This window comes from Anditalea andensis, assembly GCF_000714815.1.
In the GTDB taxonomy this organism is placed as follows: domain Bacteria; phylum Bacteroidota; class Bacteroidia; order Cytophagales; family Cyclobacteriaceae; genus Anditalea; species Anditalea andensis.
Genome location: NZ_JMIH01000016.1, coordinates 450,448 through 475,667, shown reverse-complemented (window position 1 = coordinate 475,667; position 25,220 = coordinate 450,448). Strand labels below are relative to the sequence as shown.

16 protein-coding genes are annotated in these 25,220 nt (G+C 40.7%); 12 read left to right on the top strand and 4 right to left on the bottom strand.

What is annotated here, in order from left to right; all coding sequences use genetic code 11:
* Nucleotides 1-36 precede the first annotated feature (36 nt).
* Genes EL17_RS10270 through EL17_RS10260 form a run of 3 tightly spaced genes read right to left on the bottom strand, consistent with a single transcriptional unit; the run spans nucleotide 37 to nucleotide 7,372 of the window.
* On the bottom strand, nucleotides 37-3,594 hold the full coding sequence (locus tag EL17_RS10270; protein ID WP_035073331.1) for a malectin domain-containing carbohydrate-binding protein: 3,558 nt from the start codon (nucleotides 3,592-3,594) through the stop codon (nucleotides 37-39).
* 50 nt (nucleotides 3,595-3,644) lie between these two features.
* A complete protein-coding gene (locus EL17_RS10265) occupies nucleotides 3,645-6,389 on the bottom strand; it encodes an alpha-d-galacturonidase (RefSeq protein ID WP_035073328.1) in 2,745 nt (914 codons plus the stop codon).
* A gap of 20 nt (nucleotides 6,390-6,409) precedes the next feature.
* Nucleotides 6,410-7,372: a sugar phosphate isomerase/epimerase family protein gene (locus tag EL17_RS10260; RefSeq protein ID WP_084166175.1), complete on the bottom strand. Its 963-nt coding sequence runs from the start codon at nucleotides 7,370-7,372 to the stop codon at nucleotides 6,410-6,412.
* Between the two features lie 470 nt (nucleotides 7,373-7,842).
* Here EL17_RS10260 and EL17_RS10255 point away from each other — a divergent pair, with 470 nt between their 5' ends.
* The 8 genes from EL17_RS10255 to EL17_RS10220 all read left to right on the top strand — a co-directional run bounded on the left by EL17_RS10255 (nucleotide 7,843) and on the right by EL17_RS10220 (nucleotide 20,088).
* Nucleotides 7,843-9,729 (top strand): right-handed parallel beta-helix repeat-containing protein, encoded by a 1,887-nt coding sequence (locus tag EL17_RS10255; RefSeq protein ID WP_035073325.1) that lies wholly within the window; start codon nucleotides 7,843-7,845, stop codon nucleotides 9,727-9,729.
* Between the two features lie 10 nt (nucleotides 9,730-9,739).
* Nucleotides 9,740-12,001 (top strand): glycoside hydrolase family 31 protein, encoded by a 2,262-nt coding sequence (locus EL17_RS10250; protein ID WP_035073322.1) that lies wholly within the window; start codon nucleotides 9,740-9,742, stop codon nucleotides 11,999-12,001.
* Between the two features lie 28 nt (nucleotides 12,002-12,029).
* A complete protein-coding gene (locus tag EL17_RS10245) occupies nucleotides 12,030-13,139 on the top strand; it encodes a Gfo/Idh/MocA family protein (RefSeq protein WP_035073538.1) in 1,110 nt (369 codons plus the stop codon).
* Nucleotides 13,140-13,156: 17 nt separating this feature from the next.
* A complete protein-coding gene (locus EL17_RS10240) occupies nucleotides 13,157-13,912 on the top strand; it encodes a phytanoyl-CoA dioxygenase family protein (RefSeq protein ID WP_035073319.1) in 756 nt (251 codons plus the stop codon).
* A 109-nt stretch (nucleotides 13,913-14,021) separates the two neighbouring features.
* A complete protein-coding gene (locus tag EL17_RS10235; protein ID WP_035073316.1) occupies nucleotides 14,022-15,611 on the top strand; it encodes a sodium:solute symporter in 1,590 nt (529 codons plus the stop codon).
* A gap of 136 nt (nucleotides 15,612-15,747) precedes the next feature.
* Nucleotides 15,748-17,949: an alpha-L-rhamnosidase-related protein gene (locus EL17_RS10230; protein WP_035073537.1), complete on the top strand. Its 2,202-nt coding sequence runs from the start codon at nucleotides 15,748-15,750 to the stop codon at nucleotides 17,947-17,949.
* On the top strand, nucleotides 17,949-19,028 hold the full coding sequence (locus EL17_RS10225) for a mandelate racemase/muconate lactonizing enzyme family protein (RefSeq protein WP_035073313.1): 1,080 nt from the start codon (nucleotides 17,949-17,951) through the stop codon (nucleotides 19,026-19,028). Before EL17_RS10230 ends, EL17_RS10225 begins: the two co-directional genes overlap by 1 nt.
* 187 nt (nucleotides 19,029-19,215) lie before the next feature.
* On the top strand, nucleotides 19,216-20,088 hold the full coding sequence (locus tag EL17_RS10220) for a hypothetical protein (RefSeq protein WP_035073310.1): 873 nt from the start codon (nucleotides 19,216-19,218) through the stop codon (nucleotides 20,086-20,088).
* 51 nt (nucleotides 20,089-20,139) lie between these two features.
* Here the strand turns inward: EL17_RS10220 and EL17_RS10215 are convergent, their stop codons facing one another.
* The gene (locus EL17_RS10215; RefSeq protein WP_035073307.1) at nucleotides 20,140-20,988 is read right to left on the bottom strand and encodes a PKD domain-containing protein; all 849 of its coding nucleotides are present in this window, start codon (nucleotides 20,986-20,988) and stop codon (nucleotides 20,140-20,142) included.
* A 312-nt stretch (nucleotides 20,989-21,300) separates the two neighbouring features.
* Between EL17_RS10215 and EL17_RS10210 the strand changes: the two genes are divergently transcribed.
* From EL17_RS10210 to EL17_RS10195, 4 genes are read left to right on the top strand one after another with little or no spacing between them, the layout of a single operon-like run.
* Complete coding sequence (locus EL17_RS10210) at nucleotides 21,301-21,747, top strand: MaoC family dehydratase (RefSeq protein ID WP_035073304.1); 447 nt, start codon at nucleotides 21,301-21,303, stop codon at nucleotides 21,745-21,747.
* Nucleotide 21,748: 1 nt separating this feature from the next.
* On the top strand, nucleotides 21,749-22,912 hold the full coding sequence (locus tag EL17_RS10205; protein ID WP_035073301.1) for an ABC transporter substrate-binding protein: 1,164 nt from the start codon (nucleotides 21,749-21,751) through the stop codon (nucleotides 22,910-22,912).
* Complete coding sequence (locus tag EL17_RS10200) at nucleotides 22,896-24,077, top strand: CaiB/BaiF CoA transferase family protein (RefSeq protein WP_051719925.1); 1,182 nt, start codon at nucleotides 22,896-22,898, stop codon at nucleotides 24,075-24,077. The genes EL17_RS10205 and EL17_RS10200 overlap by 17 nt, the downstream gene beginning before the upstream one ends.
* Nucleotides 24,074-25,219, top strand: a complete 1,146-nt coding sequence (locus tag EL17_RS10195) for a CaiB/BaiF CoA transferase family protein (RefSeq protein WP_035073298.1) — start codon at nucleotides 24,074-24,076, stop codon at nucleotides 25,217-25,219. Before EL17_RS10200 ends, EL17_RS10195 begins: the two co-directional genes overlap by 4 nt.
* Nucleotide 25,220 lies beyond the last annotated feature (1 nt).

Below are 25,220 nucleotides of genomic sequence, written 5' to 3'. Positions count from 1 at the left end.
GACTGTTCTGCATTTGGTATAAAGGATTTACATTATTTATTGGAACTCCATCCTATCCAGACGAAGGCCTTTCAAGTCCTCAGAATGGATTCTGATGATGTATTTTCCTGCATTTATACTGGTACCTGTAGTGGTATTCAGTATTCTCCATTTTTCATCTGCCACAGGAAAACTTATCTCATCATCTCTCATCATCACCCCGTTGGATGCCTCTATCTGAAGTCTTACGTTGATCGGTTCATCAGACACATTCATATATCTGAACCGGATCAGGTAAGTGCCTGCCAATCCCGGATTAACTTCCCAGGCAATACCGGCTTCTCCAACTTCGGTGAATTCAATGTATTTACTTTCTTTAAAATTTCCTGTTTCGATACCATCTCCTTTAAAAAGGGCAGTTTCAGCTTCCTGATGGATTCCCGGTCTTTCGTCTTCCCCGTCACCCATCTCATATTGCGGTACTACCACTATGGAATACATACCACCTGATGTGCTCTTGGCCAATTTATCAACTGAACCGAATTGGATTTTTTCTCCATGGCTTACTTCCTTGGTATAGACGCTAAAATTCTCACCCTGATTGTTTTCCGCATCTTCTTCAATCGGCAGGAACCCTTCCATCCATCGCGGGAGTGATTTGATCCTATCATTGATCAGAACATATACGATTGAATTTTTATTGGCTATGAAGTTACCGGAAAAACCTTTTCTTGGTAAAGTGAAAGGTAACCGTATATAGTCCGCTCCGAAGAGCAAATAGGGTAACTTGCTAAATTTGGTGTCTGAATCCGAAAATTGTGGATGACCTGTATCCAGCCATGATTGGACTTCTATTTTAGCACCTCCCTTTAAATTACTGTTCAGGTCCAGAATGTTTTTAGGAGAAGGATCCGCAGGTTGAACGGATTTGTCCATACTTGCTATTCCTATACCTGATATAATTGCCTGGCCGGAGGTGATTTTTGGAAAGGAAAGAATTAGCTTTCCATCTTTAGCCTGTCCTTTTACTGTTTTTTTCAAAGCTTTATCATGACCGGCTTCTTTCCATATATCCAGATTTTGTATTACAGTTTCATCATTAATGGCGACATCAAAAGTTCTCCATCCGGTACTGTTCAGACCAGCGCCTGTACCATACCAGGGCTCTATAAAAAACAGATCCATTAAATATTCTCCATCGGGTAGGGGAAATTCATATTTAAGCTTGGTCATACCGAATCTGAAGGTCTGAAACAGGTCCCAATCTTTAGAACCGGAGATAGGATCATGAGTCCTTCTTTGGCTGGCATAAAAAGCCGGCATATCTGCAAACTCGTCCGTCCATGACTTAGACCCCCATGAATTATCGGTAGTTTTCTGCACATCCGACATCCATAGATGACCGTTTTGATCGATATAATCAGGCCCTCCGGCATTCACCCTGTAGATATAATGGAAATCAGGATCCCCTTGCAACAGGTTTTCATCATCACTGTATAGTTGCTGAAAATTGGGAGATTCCGGCAGATGATGTAAAACGATGATATCTTCAGCCATTTCTTTTCCATCCACATAGCCAATTGCTTTAAGCACGTTGTATTGGATATCTACCTGATCCCATTGGAAATTCTTGCCCATTCCCGGATTCTTTTTTCTTCCCAGAGACTTGCCATCCGTATCATTGAACAACTCTACTTCATCGCAATTGGAAAACACCACCAAGCTGTCTTTTATGCCAGTTTCAATCCACCTGTCCGGCCAGGTATGGGAGACTATATAAACCATAGGCTCCTTTACCTTGTCTGAATATTCAGAACGGTACATGAAATATGCATCCAAAGGCTCTTCCCATGGAGTCACCAATCCCTTATAATTTATTGGGCCAACCCGGTCAATGTCTCTGAAGCCTTCACCATTTTGAATCCGTCCCGGATTTTCATGTGAATTGTACAACCAGTGAAACTGCCCTGATAAGCTATCTTTATATGCTTCAGCCAGTTCTACTTTTTTCTGCATCAACTGATAGAACCTATCCTCGCTATAATCTCCTTTTTGTACAAATGGCCCTTCAGTATGGAGGTCCAAGGTTCTCCATGCACCGTATTCACCATTCAACAATTGACGGCTGAGTTCTTCCCCGTATTTTTCGGGATCACCCCCATAGGTTCCGGACCAGTTCTGGACTACGTTCCAGTCTGTACCTTCTCCACCATTACAGGTAGTCACCAATTTTTGATTATATGAATTGGGGTCAAGTTCCCGTATAAGTTCTGTACATTCCTGTGCAAATTCTTTTGGAATAGTACTTTCATTTTGCAGGCCCCACATGACTACAGAGGGGCTATTTCTTCTTTCAATTACCCATTCCTTAAGCAATTCTTTGAAGTTTTCTTTGAATTCGGGCGTGTCATACCATATGTGTGCAGAAAATTGTGTCCATAGTAAAACACCCTGCTTGTCCCATTCTTCATGATATTTGAAGTGGTGGGGCTGGTGCGCATCACGGAAGGCGTTAAATCCTGCACCTACCATCTGGTTTACCCTTGATAGAACCTGCTCATCAGTGAAAGCATGGCTTTGGCCCATCATGTGTTCATATTCACAGATACCATTGATGTATAAAGGCTCGCCGTTTATAAAAAAACGGTGGTCACCGTCATCTCTTCCTATGGGCCAACTTACCCATCGTATACCATATGGGGTGACCAGCTCATCTATGACCTTACCGTCTTCATGGATTTCAGTGATCATTTTGTATAAATAGGGATCTTTAGGTGACCAGAGCTTAGGCTGGGAAATAAATGCTGTTTCTTGCTTGGTCTCCTTTGTTGCTTTCGGTTCCAATACCAAAGGACTTTCCTGCCGCTCCACCTCTTTACCATCTTTGTCAATAAGTCTGTTCACAATAGTAATCTCCCTACTCTTATCACCATAATTTTTTATGGTCGTATTCATTTGGAGCTTGGCTTTCTCTTTGGAAATTTCATCATCATTCCAGATATGGATTCCAAAAGGTTCGATCTTTACCTGATCTGTGATCAATAGCGATACGGGTCTGAAGATACCCATAGGCTGGGAACCTTCCGAAAAACCCCATTCACCGGAACACCCACCACATACCCATGGCAGATCGGCTATCATACTCGGATGGTCTGCTTTAACTGCAATGGTATTTTCTCCATTAAAATCTAAATGTTCTGTAATATCAAGGGTAAAGGTAGTCCTGCCGCCTGCATGGCCTCCTACTTTTTTACCATTGATCCAGACCGTTGCATAAGAACCCACGCCTTCAAAAAATAAAAAATGTTGCTTCCCTTTATCTGCATTGTCTAATGTCAGATTTTTACGATACCAAGCAGCACCGTGCTTATTGCCGTGCTTCATCCTTCGGTACCCTTCATATTGGTCCCAGTTATGAGGTACATCTACAGATATCCAGTTTTGGGCATTATAATTTTTGGCTTCAATGCCTTTCTCTTCGAGAGGGGCTACTCCTGAAGCTATGGTTTTCCAGTCACTGTTTAATGATATTTGCTTTCTTGTCTGCTGAGCTGAAACTAAGCCCAAACATAATATCAATAGGAAGAAGGTACTGGTAACTGTTCTTTTTAACATTTTTGTTAATCTACTTTGGGTCTTTTATTTAATTCTTTCGGAGATATTGATCAATAGAACAACCAATCGATTGCTTCTTTTTCATCCTTGCCAATGATACCGGCATCTCTGTATTCTATAGATTGGGTGCCATCGATAAAGCCTAAAATCATCACTTTACCTTTCCCCAGTATCAGCTCATTATTTCCGGGTTCAAAGGAATAGGTATGGATATTAACGCGGGGCATACCTTCAATTTTCATGGCATTGGCCAATTTTATTTCAGATTCTCCCCTTAGATTTCCTGCAGCATTTGTCTCAAGATCAGGAGCCCTGGAAAATTCTTTTTGATCTGAATTGAAATACCCAACTACCAATTTAACGGGAGTTTGATTGGCAAACTTCAAAGTTGTTCCTTCCGATTTTTGTTTTTCGGATGAAAGTAAAACAGCATTTAAGCCTTTGATCTCTTCTGCGATCTGCTCAATTCTACCGGACTCATCAGTATATACTTTTTGGCCCTCTTTTAAAACAAATGAACTGTGGGAAATATTATCCAACCATTCTACCTTAGTCGTAGTCCAGGCAGAAACATCTGCCCTTTCTATTTTCCCATCTTCAGATGATTTAAGCAGATCCACATTTCTTTTGAATTTCATTAATTCCTTTTCGTAATGGGGCAGCATTTCAATCCATGTGGAATGCTTTCCGTCATCTCCTCCTATAGGAATACGACGCTGTGCGGTCTGCATACTATTAGCATATAAGTAGGTGTCTTTGGTCAGGTCCACCAGTTGCTTATAATGGTCCACACTCTTTTCCAGATGGGGTATAGCTTTTTCAAGATCTTCCAGATCTCCTGAATACTGGTGCCTTAAAACCATATGGGATGCTTTTACTTTTTCTGAAAAGAAATTTGCGAAGGCGTTATAACAATATACATCGTTTTTAAGTCTTTCAAATTCCTCCTGATTTGCATTTACTTTATCAGCAGCTTGATCTATCGCCTCTACTGCCTTTCTTCCGTGAGCCACCACTTCATCAATAATTTGGGTAGGCGTTTCTCCTTCATGGGGTTCATTGTTCCACTCTTTTTTGACATATTCAATCAAGATTTCCCCCACAGGTCCACATGATTCATAAAAGCCTGGATAAACTCTCCATTTATAGGGATTGACCAATTGACTTCCAAACATTCCTAAAAGCAAGGTTTGTCTGTTGCCTTCGGTAATGCCAAACCTTCTCAGAAGCTTGGGAGCGATTTCCCCAGTTTCCTCATAGGCGTCCAGTATGTGGTGACCTGCGTCGCCTGCGTCATATACCTCAGAGAGCTTATTGCTCCAATATGTTATTTCTTCATTTCTGTCGCGTTGGCTTTTCCAAGCATACCTTGCCCAGGCTTTGTACCAGATCCAATCTCTATCAATCTGTAGAAGTCTCTCATTCGTATTGTCAGCCGTATATGGCCAGTCCCAATAGGAAGCTTGGGGATATAGGTGTAAGGCATTTGCACCATGAACTTCGTGCATGGCTAATACACTTTTCTGAATGAAGTCAGGAGACCCATATCGGAAGGGTTCCAGATTTGCCAAAATATGAACATTGGAAATATGGATGTTTCCTTTGGAACTGAGATCTCTATGGATCTGGGACCATGGCCCGCGGGGCTCGTAGGTGGTTAAGGATTCCCCGTTATATTTATGAGTAGTATATAAGTTATTATATAATGGCAGGGCCTTCTCCATGACCAACGGCGCATTTGTATCATGAGCACGCAGGATAATGGGAGGTTCATCGGTTCTGCCCAAAGCTTTTAATCCATCCTTGACACCGGGTATAATGGTTTCTGTAAACCATTTTATATCATTCTCTTCACCTTGCATAGCTTCCCCCAAAGCAACCAAAAGTCCTACATTTGGATATTTTTCTATAAAAGCAGCTATTGACTTCTGCGTATAATCTGCCAGTAGGGGAGTGATAGGTCTGCTTCTGTCCTGGCTTTTAATATTGTGATGGTCTGCAAATGGTTTGGAAACGATAATATTATAAAACATTTGGATAACCCAAATCCCTCTTTTTTCTGCTTCTTCTGTAAGAAAATGAAACATTTCTTGATTCTTTTCAAAATCTTCTTCAGACACTTCCATTGCATACGGGTAATCTTCCAATTTTACCAAAGATGCAAAAGGGTGCCCATTCCATAGGTATAGAGAATTCATACGGTTTTCTACCAGCATATCCAGGTAGTCAATCCATAAATTTTTGTCATAGAACCATTGGAAATTTTCCGGTGTATAAGGATATTCATAGACACCTCTTCCGGGCAAATAAGTAGTCTTTTGCATTCCTATGGCGGTGCCCCGTAGTACCATTTCGGGCTGGTCTACCAAATTCAGATTAAAATCTAAACTACCATGTTGCCTTAATCTATCGCCTACTTCTAGAGCACCATAAAGAGATCCTGAAGCATCACTTCCCAATATTACGATGGTTTGATCGGTTGAGCTTATTTGAAAACCCTCTTTGGAAGGTTCAGAAGAAAGTGCTTGGGAGTAATTCGAATTATTGATCCAATCCATAAGTATAGGATCATCTTTTTCTCCTATGAGGATAGACTTATCGTCAGCTTCCCATTCCTGAATTATTTTTCTGTTCACTTGGTATCCCTGATCTTCCAGCTCCTTCACCAGTCTATCGGTTCCGAATAAGGTGCGGGCGGATGCGTTTCCCGTAGTTACTACAGTGATACTTTCCTGCTGGGCACAGGAATAAAGGAGTATAGAAAATAGGATTGCAATTAGGGAATGAGCTTTCATGTCTTGGGTTGATTAATTAATCATATTTTGGTTAAGGAACCTGCAGATTGAAAAACGGATTTCAGGTAGGCGACATTAGCACCAAAATTCCCTTTTACATTCCGCACATCATTTACATCTCTTGAACGTTCTATGATCAACCAGCCTTGCCATCCCATCTCATCCAGCGTCTGCTTTATTTTTGGCATGTTGATTTTTATATTGTTTTCGATCCAGACCCCATCGGTATCTGAAGCATGAATTTGAGCAATCCGGTCTTTACCCAACGTTCGCAGCTCTGTGGGAATATCCTTTACATTTTTAATGGCATTGGCGAAATTGAATGAAATTTGGATGCCTTTTGAGTCTATATCCTTTAGCAGTTGCACTTCATCTTTGGCATCCAAAGCCGTTTCTACTGCTATCACTGCTCCTTGCTGATAGGCTTTGTCCCCAGCTTTTTTTAGCCTTTCTACGACGGCAGGTCTGATTTCGGGTCTTTTCACCAAGTCACCCTCTACACCCAGTGGAAGATAAGCGATTTTTATCCCCATTCCGGCCATAGTGTCCAAAGTGTCCTGAACCATTCTGTCCACCGTATCCCTTTCAGCAAATGATTGTGCGTAAAATCCCGACATGGCAATGGAACTGATTTCCACCCCTCTATTTTGTGATTCTGCTAAAAATTGCTTCCTTACTTCAGGATCGCCTAACTTACTGTCAAAGGTATCCCTATTGCCAAGGCCTCCCATGTCAAGCTGGATACCGTCAGCATTGATTTCCTGTGCTAATGCAAAAGCGCTAAGCTTTTGTCTTTTTAAAATCATCCAGTCACAGACTGCAATTTTATATCTTTTATCCAATAATCCCGTCACTTTAGCTTTAGCCGGAAGGCAGGATATCAGGGAAGGGCCTATAAATATGCCACTGCCGAAGACTAAAAGTGATTTTAAAAATGATCTTCTTTTATTGGTATCGGGATCAATATTTTGGTTGTGCTTCATATCAAGATTTGCTGATTAAATCAGCTAGGTTTAGATTAGGGTATTCCCAATTAACTATAGACACAGTGCTAAATCACCTTTTTAGGGATATTTCAAGAGCCCGGAATTAATATGATTATTACAGTGACGATTTTCTATTACAGATTAAGCATTAAGAATTATTTCCAAGATATATAATATGATGGGATGGCCTATCCTGTACTTTCCCGAAAAATTATCCTGTACTTTGAATTGATCGATAAAAGAATATACCCAGCTGTTATTTTATTACTTTAATATGAGCAATTATTTGTTTTGAAATATTCTAATCCCAATTTAACTCAAAACCCAGGGTTTTAATTATTAATGAAAGTAGTATAGCTAAACATAGTGCTATCCTGTAAGTGCAGGATGGCCTTTATGCTTTCCTTTCTTATAATTGATTAATAATACCTTCAGTCCAGGCTGATTTTTATACTATTAAATTATTTATGAATATTACTAATCCAATAAAAATTACAGCCTTCTTATTGGCTTGTTTTGTAACCTCCATAGCTCAGGCCGCAGATATTTGGGTAAGTCCAAGTGGTAATGACAGTAATAAGGGATCACAGGCAAATCCAGTAGCCACAGTACATATGGCTTTAAGAAAAGCCAGAGAAATGAGAAGACTTGGAGATCTCTCTGTCGAAGGGGGTGTTCAAATATTGATACAGAATGGTACTTACCAATTTGCTGAACCTTTATTGGTCCGACCCGAAGATTCAGGGACGGCAGATAGTCCTACCATTATCAAAGCGGCAGAAGGTGCCAGTCCGATATTTTCAGGGGGTGTCAGGGTAAAGGGCTGGAAAAAAAGCAACCAATCCATTAAAGGCCTGCCCAGAGCTGCCAGAGGTAATCTTTGGGTAGCTGATATACCTTTTATAGGTGGCAATTGGCTTGATTTCCGTCAAATGTGGGTGGACGGCCGGAAAGCTGTCAGGGCTACCAATCTATATGATAGGGAGCTGGACCGTATCCTTTCTTTAGATGTAGAAAATCAGGAAATGTGGATTCCTACCCCTAAACAGGATTTCAACGATCTGGATCAATTAGAATTTGTTATCCACCAATGGTGGGCAATAGCTAACCTAAGAGTTAAATCATTGGAAAAACAAGGTGAAAAAACTAAGCTGACTTTTCATCAGCCGGAAAGTCTGATTGAATTTGAACATCCATGGCCTGCCCCTTTTATTGATAAGGACAATGAGTACCAAGGTAATTCAGCCTTCTTTTTCACGGGATCTGCCGAACTTCTGAGCCAACCGGGGCAGTGGTTTGCTGATAAAAAGTCTGGGAAGCTTTATTATTGGCCAAAGCCGGGTGAAAATATGAATGCAGCAGAAGTGGTTTTACCTTTTTTGGAAACCATAGTACAAATAGAAGGAAACCTGGAAAACCCGGTAAAACATTTTGGGTTTGAGGGTATTAATTTTCAACATGCTACCTGGTTACGGCCTTCCCAATTCGGTCATGTACCCTTACAAGCTGGGTGGTACATTTTGGAAGCTTATAAGCTTAAAGAACCTGGCACTCCCGATAAAGCCAAATTAGAAAACCAGGCTTGGATAGGAAGACAACCAGGAGGAGTCATTGTGAATAATGCCCATAATATCTCATTTGAATTATGTGGTTTTAGACACATGGGGGCTACCGGATTGGATCTGGTCAGCGGTGTAAATAATACCGGAATAATAGGAAATGTTTTCGAGGATATAGGAGGTACAGGTATACAGGCCGGTTTCTTTGGTGGGCCTGATTTTGAAGCACACCTTCCTTATGATCCTAAAGACCCGCGGGAATTGGTTCATCATATATATATAGCGAATAATCTGATAACGGATGCTACTAATGAGGACTGGGGTTGTGTAGGTATTGCAGTGGGATTTGCCCATGATATAAACATTGAACATAACGAGATCAGGGATTTAAATTATTCCGGAATAAGTGTAGGATGGGGATGGACAAAAACCATTGGTGCGTCCAAAAATAACAGGGTACATGCGAACAAAATCCATCGCTTTGCCAAACAGATGTACGACGTAGGGGGGATATATACACTTTCTGCCCAGCCCAATATGGAAATCAGCGAAAACGTCATTTTTGACTTAATGGATGCACCTTATGCCCATATGCCACACCATCACCAGTATATATATTTTGATGAAGCATCATCTTATATAAGAGCTATAAATAATTGGACAGAAAGGGATAAATTCTTTTCCAATACTCCGGGACCCGGAAATGAATGGGATAATAATGGCCCCCAGGTTTCTGAAGAAATTAAAGAAAAGGCGGGGATCAAATCTGAATACCAGCATATTTTAAATAAATAATTCAATACCCGTGAAAAAAACCAACTATCAACTTTTTGATTTTCTTGATTTTGATTCCGAATTGCCGGAAGAAAAATTTAAAGAAAGGCTATGGGTTGCCCAGCGCCCAAGTGGTATTGAAATTCGTGGAAAAGAAATAGTTTTAACTGTTCCTTTTCATGCACAAAAGCAATCAAAAGAAATTTCTCTGGATACATCAATATCTCCTAAATCATATTTACTCAAACTCTCCGCATACGGCGATAACATTCTAAGAGTAAGTGTGGAAATAGATGCTGAAATCCAGCAAGATTCTGCTATGCTGGATCTGGCTCCGGGTACGGAATTACAGCGTCTGTATTTTGAAAAAAACAGGAGGGAATGGATAGTAAAAGATGAAAAACATATAGTGAGAGCTATATTTAATTTTCAGGATCCCGAAATAAATTATTGGAGTTCCTTACTTCCCCCGCCGGATGAAGCTTTAGAAGCAACTTTTTTTCCTAATGGTAAAAATCCTGTAAAAATTAATGCTTACGATCAGTTTTTTCCGGCCAGAAAAGAGGCAATAGGAATGGCATTCGTTGAAAATCAAGGAAAACCTGATCGTGTTACCGTTTCTTTTTATGCCAAACCGGATGAAAAATTTGTCGGTACCGGTGAAAGGTTTTTGAAAATGGATCTTTCCGGTCAAACCTTATTATTAAAAAATCAGGATGGGCAAGGGGTAAATAACCATAGGACCTATAAAAATATTCCATTCTATATGTCCAGTGAGCATTATGGATTGTTCTTGCATACCTCTGCTTTCAGTAAATTTTCTCTGGCAGATCACTCCACCCGCTCTGCCCAGATTTTGGTAGAAGAGCCTGTACTGGATCTTTTTCTCATCGGTGGGGGCAATCCGGAAGAAATTACCTATAGATATCGCCAGCTCACGGGTTTTCCGGCCTTACCTCCTTTATGGAGTTTTGGGATTTGGATGAGCAAGATGTCCTACTTTTCAGCAGAGGAGGTAGTGTCTATCTGTGACAGGTTAAGAGCAGAAGATTTTCCGTGCGATGTGATCCATCTGGATACCGGGTGGTTCAAAACGGACTGGTTATGTGAATGGAAGTTTAATTTAGAAAGATTTCCAGACCCCGAAAAATTTATAGCAGACCTCAAGGCTGATGGCTATCGGGTTAGTTTATGGCAGATGCCGTACATAGCCTCAGAGGCTGAGCAGTATAAGGAAGCTAAAGAAAATAATTTTATCGGTCCTTTAAAAGCCGGGAGAAGTCAAAATGGATCCAACTTTAGCGCCCTTGATTATGCCGGGACTATTGATTTTACCTATCCGGATGCAGTGCAGTGGTATCAGGATCTACTTAGGAAACTTTTAGATATGGGAGTAGCCTGTATCAAGACTGATTTTGGAGAAGAAATTCACCTTGATGCAGATTACCATGGTATGCCTGCGGAATTATTGAACAATCTCTATGCACTCCTCTATCAAAAAGCAGCTTTTGAAATTACCGAAGAAATAACCGGTGATAAGATCGTATGGGCAAGAGCAGGATGGGCCGGCAGCCAGAGGTATCCATTGCACTGGGGTGGTGATGCCGCTTCCAGTTGGGATGGAATGGCAGGATCTCTTAAAGGAGGTTTACATTTAGGCTTGTCAGGCTTTGGATTTTGGAGTCATGATGTGCCGGGCTTTCATGGGGTACCAAATTTTATGAACTCAGTGATACCTGATGACCTTTATCTGCGCTGGACCCAGTTTGGTGTATTTACATCACATATACGCTATCACGGCACCTCCAACCGTGAGCCTTATCACTTCCCTAATATAGCTGACACTGTGAGGAAATGGTGGAAGCTTAGATATGCTATTATACCTTATATTCTGAAACAAAGCCAAAAGACTGTTAAGACAGGCTATCCTGTATTGAGAGCTTTGATTTATCACCATCCGGAAGATAAAATTTGCTGGCATATAGATGATCAATACTTTTTTGGAGATGACTTTTTGGTAGCCCCTATCATGAATTCAGAAAACAAAAGAGATGTGTACATACCGGAAGGAGAATGGACAAATTTCTTCTCAGGGGAGTCCATTAGCGGCGGAAAGTGGCTGAAGAACATGGGGTGTCCTCTCGAAGAGATGCCCATTTGGGTCAAGTCAGGATCAAGCATTCCAGTTTATACCCAAGCGGTGGATTGTACAGATCAAATGAATTTGGAAGATGCTAAAGAAATTACAATAGATGATTCCTTTCAGGGTATCTGGGGCCATTTAGGTTTATAAGCTTAATCAATACAAGGTAGGGATGAATATGACTACAACTAAAAAACTGAAATTGGGTATACTGGGACTTGGCGAGGGAAGGAGCACCATCTCTGCGTCTATGAACAGTTCCAAAATTGATCTGATTCAGATCTGTGATATCAATGAAGATTTGTGTAAGCAAAGGGCTAAGGAGTTTGATTTTCCTAATTATACAACCCGATATGAGGATATGCTCAGTAATCCTGAAATTGATGCTATAGGTATTTATACTCCTGATAAATTTCATGCTTTACATATAAAAATGGCAATGGAACATGGCAAGCATGTAGTGTGTACCAAACCCTTGTTAGATGACTTAAAAAATGCTGTAGAACTCCTGGAATTACAACGGGTCAACGGTACTAAACTTTTTGTTGGTCAGAGCAGCCGGTTTTTTGAACCGATGAAAAGGCAGCGCTTGGATTTTGAGAAAGGCTTAATAGGAGAATTGATCACTATGGAAGCTTATTACCATGCCGATCACCGGTGGTTTCTTTCAAAGCCATGGTCTTTGGAATCTTCTTTTAAATGGCTGTATGGTGGCCTGAGTCATCCGGTAGACTTCGTAAGATGGTACCTGCCCCGCATAGAAGAAGTTATGGGCTATGGTATGCTCAGCCCTAATGGTTTAAAAGGAGGATTAAAAAATGACGATACGATGCATTTTATCTTCAAGTCTGAAGATGGTAAGATAGCCAGGGTATCCGGAGCATATACCGGACCTGTGCAGCCGGCTTTAAGGGACAGTGAGATGAGTTGTATCCTGCGAGGGACAGAAGGCTGCAGCCAAGGGGATTATATGGAACTGAGATATGCGATCACTGATAATGAAGGGGAAGAGCAGGTACTAACATGGGAACATAAATCAAAATATTATTTCCGGTTTGAAGGAAAAAGTCATCATGCCGGAGAATACAATAATTATCTGGAACACTTTGCCGATAGCATACAAAATGATTTTACAGCTTATCCGGATTTAAGAGAAGGTATAGGTACCATAGCTTTATTAAAGACGATGGAAAAATCTCTTGAGTCCGGAAAACCTGAAAAAGTTGCTGACGTGCTCGAAGAATATGGATTGTCTGAGTTTATAAATTTTGAAACCCAAAAAAATTAACCATTAACATATATATCATGAAAAATTTTATAACGGCTGAACAAATCAACCAATTTCAGGAAGACGGATTCTGCATTGTCCGTAATGTAATTCCGAAAGAGTTAATCACACGTTTACAGGAAGCCTGCCATCGTTTTATGCGGGAAAAGGATGAGGAGATGGACCGCAAAGGTATGGAAGTAGATGAGATTAACCACAAAGGCAAACGGTATTTTATAGCGCTGAGATATCAGGACAGTCAGGCGATGCAGGACCTCATTTTCAGTGAACAGATGGAGGAAATCACCCGTGAGATTTTAGGGGATGATGTATTTTTATTTTTAGAACAATTTGTAGTGAAGGCTGCAGACAAAGGAATGACTTTTTCATGGCACCAGGATTCCGGTTACCTTGATTTTCCCCATAAGCCTTACTTATCCATCTGGTGCCCTTTAGACGATGTAACTGAGGAAAACGGTACTGTCTACCTATTGCCCTATAAAGATGCAGGCACTAAAGATAGGATTGAGCATGTACTGCAAGAGGGTACTAATGATAAAATAGGTTATTTTGGAGATAATCCGGGCGTACCGGCAATATTAAATGCGGGAGATGTGGCACTCTTTTCCAGTACCTGTTTTCATTGCAGTGGGTCTAATGTCACCAATAAATCCAGAAGAGTATTATTATTACAATATTCTGCAGAACCTATTATGAAAGATGGTAAGCCACTATATTGGGCAGATCCTTTTATTCAAAATGGCGAGCGGGTAAAGGAAATTCCCGCGCATTAATTTAAAGTTATAAAAATGGTAAAAATTTCAATAGAAAGATTTATTACTTTAGGGGGTAAAATTTTTTTTTGCCCTTATTTTTTATGGCTAAGGATATCCAAAAGTAGAAATGGAAATACATGAAGTACTAGTACCCCTTGATTTTGCTGTAGTAGGTTTATACTTGGTTATTTTAATCGGGATAGGTGCCTGGGTAAGTTTCAAAAAGGATCGTGATACTGATGAAAACCTGTTTTTGGCAGGAAATTCATTGGGATGGCCCAGCATAGGGTTTACCATGTGGGGTACTAATGTGGGACCTTCTATGCTCATCGCCTCAGCCAGTATAGGATATACCACAGGTATAGTAGCAGGAAATTTTGCCTGGTATGCATTTATTTTTATTTTCTTACTGGCAGTAGTCTTTGCCCCCAGATATATGGGTGCAAGAGTGCAGACCCTGCCCGAGTTTATGGGTAAAAGGTTTGGAGATTCCACACGGAATATTCTTGCTTGGTACATGATTGTTACCATTTTGATAAGCTGGTTATCTCTTACATTATTTGCAGGAGGGATTTTGATCAGGCAGATTCTAAACTTCCCCATGTGGCTTTCGGTAATTGTACTCATCATCATCGCCGCTTTTTTTACTATAGCGGGAGGTCTGAAAGCCATTGCCTATACGAATGTATTTCAGATGATCTTACTGATAGTGGTTTCCTTAGCCCTGACGCTTACGGGTATATATTCCGTCGGTGGAGTAGGGGAACTGATAGCCAGAGCTCCTGCCGAATATTGGAATCTGTTTTTACCGGCTGATGATCCCAATTATCCATGGATAGCCATTATCCTGGGTTATCCGGTGATGGGTGTATGGTTTTGGTGTACAGATCAGTCCATGGTCCAATCAGTTTTGGGAGCTAAAAACCTCAAGCAAGGACAATTGGGTGCAAATTTTACCGGGTGGTTAAAAATCTTGGATGTTCCTCTATTTATACTTCCAGGAATATTGTGCTTTTTAATCTTCCCCGATTTAGAAAATCCTGATGAAGCCTATATGACTATGGTGACCAAACTATTTCCGGTAGGAATGACCGGGTTGGTGATGGCTGTGCTCATAGCGGCACTGGTAAGTACTATCGATTCTGCATTAAACGCATTAAGTACCGTTTTCACTGTGGATATTTACGTCAAAAAATACCATCCAAACGCTACACAAAAGCGGGTAGTGATGGTAGGTAGAATAGTAACCGTAGTGGGAGCTTTATTGGCAATTTTCATCACTCTGGCAATTGACAGCATCAGAGGACTGAATCTTTTTGATATTTTCCAGTCTGTACTGGGTTTTATAGCTCCCCCTATGTCTGTGGTATTTCTCTTTGGAGTTTTATGGAAAAAAACGACCACCAAAGCTGCCAATACTATCCTTATATTCGGTACCCTACTCAGTATAGGTACCGGGATAATGTACTTATGGGTTTTTCCACAGGAAGTATATGGTATCTGGCCACACTTCCTATTATTGTCCTTTTATATATTTGTCTTCTTATGCTTTCTTGTAGTTATAATTTCTCTTGTAGACAGTAAAAGGAAGGACGTTTCGACCAATGTTCTGGACTATGGAAAACTTCCCCGCATTCCTACCAATGTCAAGTGGCTTTGGGCTGTTTTGATCGTAATTATGATAGCCCTTTATATAATATTCAATGGTCATGGTTAAATGATCAATACAATAACCATATTATTGGAATATCTATCCATACCTCCTCCATTTCTTATCAAATACAGGAAGGTCCAGGATAAATTTGATGAATTTTGATTTCAGCTTTATAAACTATGCAATGATAATTTTCTCTATGAATAAGCTCAAAATAAAATCATATTTAGTATACACCATATTACTGTTAATATTGGGTACACTGTTTTCTTTTACAGAAAAGGATCCTATAGAGAAACAGGCTACTTGGATCTGGTATCCCGGAGATTACGAGATCTGGTTAAGTAATAAGATGCAGGCGCGCAGAACAGAAAGAGGAGCTTTCCTGCCACCCCTTTGGCGCTATTATAGTCCCTATGCTTTGGTAACTTTCCGGAAGGAGATCGACTTACCCGAGGATGATGAAATAGAAATTAAAACTGAAGGGGACTTCAAGTTGCAAATAGACGGAGACCTGGTCCATGGAAGACCAAAAAAACTGGCAATTCCTGCCGGAAAACACAGTATTGTGATCAAGGTCTATAATCAGGAAGCAGTACCGAGTGTATATATAAAGGGTAAGCATTTACGAACCGATGCGAGCTGGAAAGTGACGTTTGAGGATAAAGAATGGATAGATGAAACAGGAAAAGCTTCTGATCAATCAGGGACTTTTTGGGAAGCAGTGGGAAGTTGGAATTTCGATTCCGCCGAGTCTCTTCCTTCAGAATTCAGATTGGAAACTACTCCCCAATATGCAGTTGAAGTCAAAGAAGCGGGTGATGGAATATTGGTAGATTACGGAAAAGAAACCTTCGGGTATGTCAAATTTCATGGATTAAGAGGAGCAGGCAAAGTTTCCTTATACTATGGAGAATCAGAAGCGGAAGCTATGGACAAGGAATTCTGCGAGACATTGGACCACTTGGAGTTTGATGGATCGCAGGAAGAGGATTACCAATTAGAGGGTTCTATGGCTTACCGCTATGTCCAAATACAACATGATCCGACTATCAGTTTTGATTCGGTTTCTATGATGTATGAATATCTGCCGGTGACCTATAGAGGGGAATTTCGCAGCTCAGATGATTTATTAAATGAGATTTGGGACGTTTCGGCTTATACCATGCATTTAAATACCCGCGAGTTTTTTCTGGATGGCATAAAAAGGGATAGGTGGATATGGTCCGGTGATGCCTATCAAAGCTACCTGATGAATTATTACCTGTTTTTTGACAATCCTTCCGTCACCAGAACATTACTGGCCCTGAGGGGCAAAGAACCTATAACCAGTCACCTTAATACCATCATGGACTATTCCTTTTACTGGTTTATTGGGATTTATGATTACTACCTTTATTCAGGGGATGAGGAGTTTATAAAAAACTTCTACCCACGGATGGTCAGTTTGATGAAATTCTGTTTAGGCAGAAGAAATGAAGAGGGGATGATGGAAGGACTTCCGGGAGACTGGATTTTCATAGATTGGGCCGATGGTTTGAGCAAAATGGGGGAAGTGAGCTTTGAGCAGATGCTTCTCGCCCGAAGCTTAGAAGCCATGGCCATAAGCGCAAATATTGCTGGTGATAAGAAAGGGGAGGAAGAGTATGGTAAGATGGCTTCGGATTTAAAAAAGAAGCTGTTTGACGTATTCTGGTCAGAGGAACACCAGGCCATCATGCACCAGAGAGTGGAAGGTGAAGTCTTGGACAATGTAACTCGGTATGCGAATATGTTCGGGATATTTTTTGATTATTTCTCTGAAGAGCAAAAATTAGCGGTAAAGCAGAATGTCCTTCTTAATGATGATGTTCAAAAAATCACCACCCCATATATGAGGTTTTATGAGTTGGAGGCATTATGCGCTATGGGGGAGCAAGAATTTGTTCTCGCAGAGATTAGAGATTATTGGGGAGGTATGCTTGAGCTTGGTGCAACCTCCTTTTGGGAAAAGTATGATCCGACTGAGTCAGGTGAGGAGCATCTGGAAATGTATGGACGACCATACGGAAAAAGCCTTTGCCATGCTTGGGGGGCTAGTCCTATTTACCTATTTGGTAAATACTATTTAGGAGTGAAGCCGCTTACAGCAGGATACCAAACGTATGAAATCGTTCCTGAGTTGGGTGGTCTGGAATGGATGGAAGGGAAAGTCCCTACCCCTGAAGGTGATATTAGCATCTTCGCAAATAACAGGGAAATTAAAGTAAAAGCAGACAGCGGCCAGGGTACGCTCCGTTTTAAAAGCCGCTCCAAGCCAAGAAGCCAGTCCGGGAATATCCGTAGCTTAGGAAACAATGCCTATGAGATGGATATCCAGTCCGGGAAAGAATACTTAGTAAATTACAGAGTAATAAAATAATGCGGGAAATCATCCAGTCCTTTAAGATTTTTAAGGCAAAAGCAGCCTTGGACAAACCTATCTCGGACAGTACACATACCTTGACCGAAATATCCTTTCTAATCCTGAGGATACGGTTGGGTAGTGGTGTAGTGGGAGAAAGCTATCTGTTGAGTTTCCAATACAGCCATAATGCTATAGTCGGTGCGCTCAAGGATGCAGGGGATCTGCTGATCGGTGAACCTGTCTATGCCACTTCCAAAATATTTGAAAAACTGGAAGCAGCCAATGAGTATTTTGGGCAGGATGGTGTCAACCGCTGGGCACAGGCGGCCTATAATATTGCTATGTGGGATGCCTGGGGGAAGACCTTGGGAGAGCCCGTCTGGAAAATTCTAGGACTGGCAAAGAAGAAAGTGTCAATCTATGGCAGTGGGGGTTGGATTTCTTACAGTACAGAGGAATTGATCGATGAAGTGAGTGATTACAAAGCCAGGGGTTTTCGGGCAGTGAAGATAAAAGTAGGCAAACCGGACTGGAAAGAAGACCTGGAAAGGCTGAAATTGGTTCGGGAAGCTGTAGGCAATGATATACAGATCATGATGGATGCCAATCAGGGGATGCAAGTTTCCTCTGCTCTTCAGTTGGCCCAAAATGCCAGAAGTTTAAATATCCATTGGTTCGAGGAGCCGATTGACCATAGGGATTTTGAAGGGTACCGTTTGTTAAGAGAGCAGACGGGTATTTCTATTGCCATGGGCGAAAGAGAATATTCCACATTAAGTTTAAGGGAATTGCTCCAGCGTAATGCCCTGGACATTTGGCAGCCGGACATTTTACGTATAGGAGGGGTGGAAGCATGGCGTGAAAGTGCTGCCTTGGCCAAAGCCTTTAATGTGCGGGTCCTTCCCCATTACTACAAAGATTATGATGTGCCGCTACTATGCACCATTTCCAATGGGGTGGGTGCAGAGTCTTTTGACTGGATCAATCCTCTGATCGATCATCCCATGTTAATTAAGGATGGCTGGGCCGTACCCCATGACCGTCCGGGTTGGGGCTTTGGGTTTAAGGATTACTATTTAGAAGAAATTAAATAATGATCTCATTACTTAATAACATTGTATCTACTTTAAGGAATCCGGACAATCATTCCCTTCCAGTAGGTTTGGAGTGAACCAAGCGGTAATAAATATAAATTGATCAAATCAAAGAAGTCCCGCCTTATAAAATATCGGTCACATCCAAGTGGGAAATTAAATTTTGAATGTAAATATTGATTTAACCATGATTAAAAATACCAATGACGGAAGTCAAAACACGCCTTACTTGAGAGTGGACATGAATTACGGAGGATGTAATGAGCTTCCGGGCTTTTCAGAGGGGCCAAAGGGGGATGACAGGGAAAAGCATCAAGCTATCAAAAAAGCAGGATTTGGGGGTATTCAGGATGGAGAGCCTTCATTGTGCAAAGAATTGGGGCTTGAATTGACCGCCCATGCCCGTATGAACGAGGTGGGTGACCTTGATGAATTGTTGCCTAAATGGAAAGATGGGGGGTATAATTGTGCCACCCTTCATGTAGGCTGGGGTATGGAGTCAGATGCAGAAGCAGACCGTTTGGTGGAGTATGTGTTGAGCAGTTCAATGAAATTTGATCTGCCCATATATATAGAAACCCACCGGGCTACCATTACCCAAGATATGCAGCGAACAGTTGAACTGGTTAAGCGATTTCCGGAAATACGATTTAATGGAGATTTTTCCCACTGGTATACCGGACAGGAAATGGTTTATGGGGGCTTCGAGAATAAACTAGAGTTCATCTCACCAATTATAGACCGGGTAAGGTTTCTTCATGGTAGAATTGGAAATCCTGGTTGTATTCAGGTAGATATTAAAGAAGGTAAAACTCTGAGCTATGTAGAGCATTTTAAGACTATGTGGACCCAATCATTTTTGGGTTTTTTAAGATCAGCATCTCTAGGGGATTATATATCTTTTACAGTAGAATTACTCCAATCAGATATTTTCTATGCTCGAACTATAATAGATAATAATGGGATAGAGCAGGAAGAAGGTGACCGATGGCAACAAGCAATACTTTACAAGCACCTTGCTGAAGATTGCTGGCAATCAGCAATTAAATCTTTAAATTAACAAAAAAAGGCCGTTCACTCAGGACAGCCTTTTTTTTAATTAATAATTCATTTACAGTTCATCAGCAGGAATTAAACTTACATTTGAAATGGTAACACCATTTGGCCCTAGGGTTCCTTCCCAACTTCCTGCTTTGATGGCAAAATATTTAGTACCGCCTTCTTCAAAGTTTACAATACCATCTGTTTCTCCATCACCAGCACAATGTATCTCGACTATATTCCCCTCAAATGGGTCTATACCGCATTCTGCCCATGTATTCATACTAAATTGATTATTGTCTGAATAATCATCATCTTCTTCGGGTTCATCGTCCCCAAAAAGAAACTCTACCCAGGATTGGTGCATTCCTCCTCCAGATATTTGAGCTGAAAATACATAATCAGTATTTGCCTGAACTTCTATAGCTTGCCAGACCACTACATTCGATTCCACTTCTTCGCCATTTGAAAGTATCAATTGTCCATTTTCAAATGCATGTTGGGTCACCTCCACAGAACCGCCCGCATAAACATTCCAGTTTTCAGGATTCTCAAAATTGCCATCCTGGATTCTTTCTCCTAATAAACTTCTATCAATAACGGAGACTTCCCTCACAATTTCATTTCCCGTACCATTACCCATTACTGCAAGTTTAACTTCATAAATTCCACCAGCTGGGAAAGTATGAGTGGGAGAATCTTCAGAGGAATGATCACTTCCATCTCCAAATAACCAATAGGATGAATGATGATGCTGAGATGTGTTAGTGAAATGAATAGTCATATCATCATTTGGATCTGCCTCATAAGTGAAATCCGCAATTGCTTGCGGACCATCTAAAGTGTCATCACAGGATGTAAAAACTAGCAAAGAGAGGGCAATACCAAAACTGGCTTTCAAGTAAGTACTTCTTTTCATATTTCTGTTTTTTTGGATTAAACCATATTACATAATGTCATAATTTAACAAAATCAGCTATTTTTTCCTACCCTTACTGTCATGCACTTACCTGAACCTACATGCTCATTCCCTTATTTTAATTATTAAAGTAATTCATTTTTAATAGCTAAAATCAAGACCTATTATTTCTTTCAAGTTACATTAGGCTATATAAAGCTTAAAATTTATAGATACTTAAATAAATCATTCCATGGAAGTACAGGAGGGTTTAGCCATAGAGAAAGTTAAATTTAGCCTAGTTTATAGATCCTTATCTTTAAAATCAACTGTATGTTCATCAAAAAATATTTCGAAGAAATTAAGTTAGAAGAAAATCGGATTACACTGGGCAGGACCATTACAGAAACGGATATAGTAATCCACGCTGGCCAGTCAGGGGACTTTTTCCCCCATCATATGGATGAAGAGTGGTGCAAAACCCAGCCTTTTAAAAAAAGAATTGCTCACGGTACTTTAATATTCACTATAGCAGTGGGTATGACAGCCCAGTTAATAAATGAAGTCGCCATGACCTATGGCTATGAAAGATTACGCTTTACCAAACCTGTATTTATCGGTGATACCATAAAGGTGAAGGTGTCCATAAAAGAAAAGAAAGATCATAAAAAACCAAATTATGGGTTGGTCACCGAATTAGTAGAGGTGTTTAACCAGCATGAGGAATTGGTAATGCTCTGTGAACATATATTAATGGTAGAAAGAAAAAGTCAAGCTTAAAATGACGAAAACAATACTTAAAGGAATAACATGGGGTCATAGTAGAGGGCTAGTCCCTTTACAGGCTTTTTCTCAAAGGTTTAATGAAATATATCCTGATGTAGAAATCACCTGGAAGAAAAGAAGCCTGCAGGAATTTGCGGACTATCCTATAGAAAAACTTACAGAATTTTATGATCTGTTGATCATAGACCATCCTTGGGTGGGATGTGCTGCTGCTACCAATTGTGTTTTGCCCCTGGACTTGCACCTTTCCCCCACCTATTTGGAAAACCAAACACTCAATCAAGTGGGGAAGTCTCATGAGAGCTACCGGTATGGTGGTCACCAATGGGCCTTGGCAATAGATGCAGCCACGCCTGTACCGAGCTTCAGAAAAGACTTGTTGGATAATAATGATATAAATGTCCCGGAGACTTGGACGGAAGTATTGGAAATAGCAAAAAAAGGAAAAGTAGCGGCTCCTGCCATTCCGATAGATCTATTGATGAATTTTTATATGTTCTGTCAGGTCCATGGTAAAACTCCTTTTACCAATAAACAGGAAGTAATAGATCAACCTACCGGCTTCAAAGCCCTTAAAACAATGAAGGAATTCTATTCACTTTTGGACCCTGCATTGTTTGATGCTAATCCAATCCGGGTAGCAGAGATAATGTCAGGTTCAGATGAGTATTGGTACTGTCCTTTTGCCTATGGCTATTCTAATTATTCTAGAGTGGGATATGCTAAAAACAAATTGACCTATGGCAACTTGGTAAATTTCGATAGTCAGCAAAAATTAAAAAGCACGCTGGGAGGAACAGGCTTAGCTGTTTCAGCTTTTAGTGAAAATAAAGATATCGCAATCAAATTTGTAGAGAAGATAGTTTCTGAATCTTATCAGTCCACAGAATATGTACTTAACGGCGGACAGCCCGGGCATAGGAAAGCCTGGTTAAGCGCCCAGTGCAATGGGGTGACATCTGATTTTTTTAAAAATACGCTTCAATCATTAGACGATTCATACATAAGACCCAGATACAATGGGTACCTCCATTTCCAGGATCATGCGGGTGATCCTATTCGGGATTACCTTATGGGAAACGGAACCCAGGCCGAAGTGCTTTTCAAAATAAATTCTCTTTACCACGAAAGCCAGCTGGTTCATGACAGAAAACAATAAAAAAGGGACCTATAATCCCCCCTTAAAAGGAGTGGTTGTACTTGAATTCTGTCAGTATCTATCCGGTCCATCTGCAGGTTTGAGACTGGCAGATTTGGGGGCCCGGGTGATCAAAATTGAGAATCCAAACAAAGGTGATCTGTGTCGCATTTTACCTATAAAAAACCAATGGGTTGGAGGTGACTCCCTTTTGTTTCATACCATAAACAGGAACAAAGAAAGTTATACCGCTAACTTAAAGTCACAGGAAGAGTTGGATGGGATTAAAAACCTGATCAAAAAAGCCGATGTGCTTATTCATAATTTTAGGCCTGGGGTAATGGCAAAATTGGGGTTGGGTTTTGATGAAGTAAATAAAATAAATCCCAGATTGGTCTTTGCAGAAATAAGTGGATACGGAAATTCCGGTCCTTGGGCAAAAAAACCTGGTCAGGACTTATTGGTTCAGGCAATGACAGGCCTCATGTATGCCAGTGGAGATAAAGATAATGCGCCAACTCCCTTCGGGTTGGCGATAGGAGATATTTTGTGCGGATTACAGATGGTACAGGGGATTATAGCTGCCCTAATCTACAGAAATAGATCAGGGAAAGGCGTTAAAATTGAACTGAGTTTATTTGAATCCCTATTGGATTTCCAATTTGAATCTTTGACAACATTTTTTGTATCAGGGAAAAAGCCTTCGCGGTCTGCGGTCAATAATGCCCATCCGCTATTGGGAGCACCGTATGGAATTTACGAATGCCTTGAGGGACATATAGCTATTGCTATGGTCCCTATAGAAAATCTCCAGGAAACCATTGCCTGTCCAGGTCTTGATAATTATACACAGGAAATGGTCTTCACCCATCGAGACGAAATCAAAGCACTTATTGCAGACCATTTGAAAAGCCGTAAAGCAGACTATTGGCTCACCTTGTTGAGAGAGAAAGGATTGTGGGTCATGGATTTAAAAGATTGGAAAAGGATGAGAGCAGAAGAGGGCTACCAAAAAATGCAACTTGAACAAGACGTCAATTTAGATAACGGCAGAACAATTACCACTACACGCTGTCCTATTTTAATTGATAAAAACCGATTGCTTTCCAGTAAGTCAGCCCCATTATTGGGAAAAGATACAGATAGAATTAAAGTAGAATTTAAGCTTAAAAATCTTCAATCATGAAGTTACTTGAAGGAATAGTCATTGTCGATTTTTCCCAGTTTTTGTCTGGACCTTCGGCTAGTTTAAGGCTGGCAGATTTAGGGGCAAGGGTAATCAAGATTGAGAAACCCCGTACCGGAGACATCTGTAGGCAATTATATGTATCAGAAATTAAGTTAGAAGGGGAATCCACGATTTTCCATACCATCAATAGAAATAAAGAAAGCTTCACTGCTGATCTGAAAGATGAGGGTGACAGAGAGGTCATTTTGAAATTAATTTCCCAGGCTGACGTAGTAATGCACAATTTCCGTCCGGGAGTGATGGAGAAATTGGGATTGGGATATGAAACTATCAAATCTGATTATCCTCAAATCATATATGCTGAAATCAGTGGTTATGGTGATTCGGGTCCGTGGGAAAAGTTGCCTGGACAGGATTTGCTGTTGCAGTCCCTTACCGGCCTGCCCCACCTCAATGGTAATAGGAACCAGCCCCCCACGCCTATGGGCGTTTCTGTAGTGGATATTTTAGCAGGTACCCATTTAGCTCAGGGGATTTTGGCAGCTTTATTCAGAAAAGATCAAACCGGTGAGGGTGCGCTGATACACGTGAGCATGTTAGAATCTTCTTTGGATTTTCAATTCGAAGTTTATACAACTTTCTTAAATGATGGAGAAGAATTGCCCCAGCGAAGTAGTCAAAACCATGCCCATGCCTATGTAGCCGCTCCATATGGGGTATACCAAACGGCTGATGGTTTCCTTATTCTGGCAATGGGGAATATACAGGTATTAAAAGATTTGTTGGAGTGTCCAGGCTTGGCCCCTTACCAAGATCCCGGAAAATGGTTTGCCCTTAGAGATGAGATTAAAAGAATATTGGCAGCTCATCTTCTTACTGAAACCACCGCCTATTGGCTTGGAATATTAGAACCTGCGGATATTTGGTGTGCAGAGGTATTGGATTTTGAAAAGCTGATGGAAGAGGAGGGATATCAAGTTTTGGAAATGGAAATGATCACCAAAACTTCTAATGGTAGTGAAATAAAAACCACTCGCTGTCCCATCCGAATAAATGGAGAGTTTTTACTTTCCAAAAAAGGCGCTCCCTTTCTCGGTGAGCATAATGATGCCATTTCAAAAGAATTTAACCTTAAATAAT

Excerpts from the sequence above, each read along its gene's own strand:
- EL17_RS10270 (WP_035073331.1), bottom strand. The coding sequence starts at position 3,594 with ATGTTAAAAAGAACAGTTACCAGTACCTTCTTCCTATTGATATTATGT.
- EL17_RS10265 (WP_035073328.1), bottom strand. The coding sequence starts at position 6,389 with ATGAAAGCTCATTCCCTAATTGCAATCCTATTTTCTATACTCCTTTAT.
- EL17_RS10260 (WP_084166175.1), bottom strand. The coding sequence starts at position 7,372 with ATGAAGCACAACCAAAATATTGATCCCGATACCAATAAAAGAAGATCA.
- EL17_RS10255 (WP_035073325.1), top strand. The coding sequence starts at position 7,843 with ATGAATATTACTAATCCAATAAAAATTACAGCCTTCTTATTGGCTTGT.
- EL17_RS10245 (WP_035073538.1), top strand. The coding sequence starts at position 12,030 with ATGACTACAACTAAAAAACTGAAATTGGGTATACTGGGACTTGGCGAG.
- EL17_RS10240 (WP_035073319.1), top strand. The coding sequence starts at position 13,157 with ATGAAAAATTTTATAACGGCTGAACAAATCAACCAATTTCAGGAAGAC.
- EL17_RS10235 (WP_035073316.1), top strand. The coding sequence starts at position 14,022 with ATGGAAATACATGAAGTACTAGTACCCCTTGATTTTGCTGTAGTAGGT.
- EL17_RS10230 (WP_035073537.1), top strand. The coding sequence starts at position 15,748 with ATGAATAAGCTCAAAATAAAATCATATTTAGTATACACCATATTACTG.
- EL17_RS10225 (WP_035073313.1), top strand. The coding sequence starts at position 17,949 with ATGCGGGAAATCATCCAGTCCTTTAAGATTTTTAAGGCAAAAGCAGCC.
- EL17_RS10220 (WP_035073310.1), top strand. The coding sequence starts at position 19,216 with ATGATTAAAAATACCAATGACGGAAGTCAAAACACGCCTTACTTGAGA.
- EL17_RS10215 (WP_035073307.1), bottom strand. The coding sequence starts at position 20,988 with ATGAAAAGAAGTACTTACTTGAAAGCCAGTTTTGGTATTGCCCTCTCT.
- EL17_RS10210 (WP_035073304.1), top strand. The coding sequence starts at position 21,301 with ATGTTCATCAAAAAATATTTCGAAGAAATTAAGTTAGAAGAAAATCGG.
- EL17_RS10205 (WP_035073301.1), top strand. The coding sequence starts at position 21,749 with ATGACGAAAACAATACTTAAAGGAATAACATGGGGTCATAGTAGAGGG.
- EL17_RS10200 (WP_051719925.1), top strand. The coding sequence starts at position 22,896 with ATGACAGAAAACAATAAAAAAGGGACCTATAATCCCCCCTTAAAAGGA.
- EL17_RS10195 (WP_035073298.1), top strand. The coding sequence starts at position 24,074 with ATGAAGTTACTTGAAGGAATAGTCATTGTCGATTTTTCCCAGTTTTTG.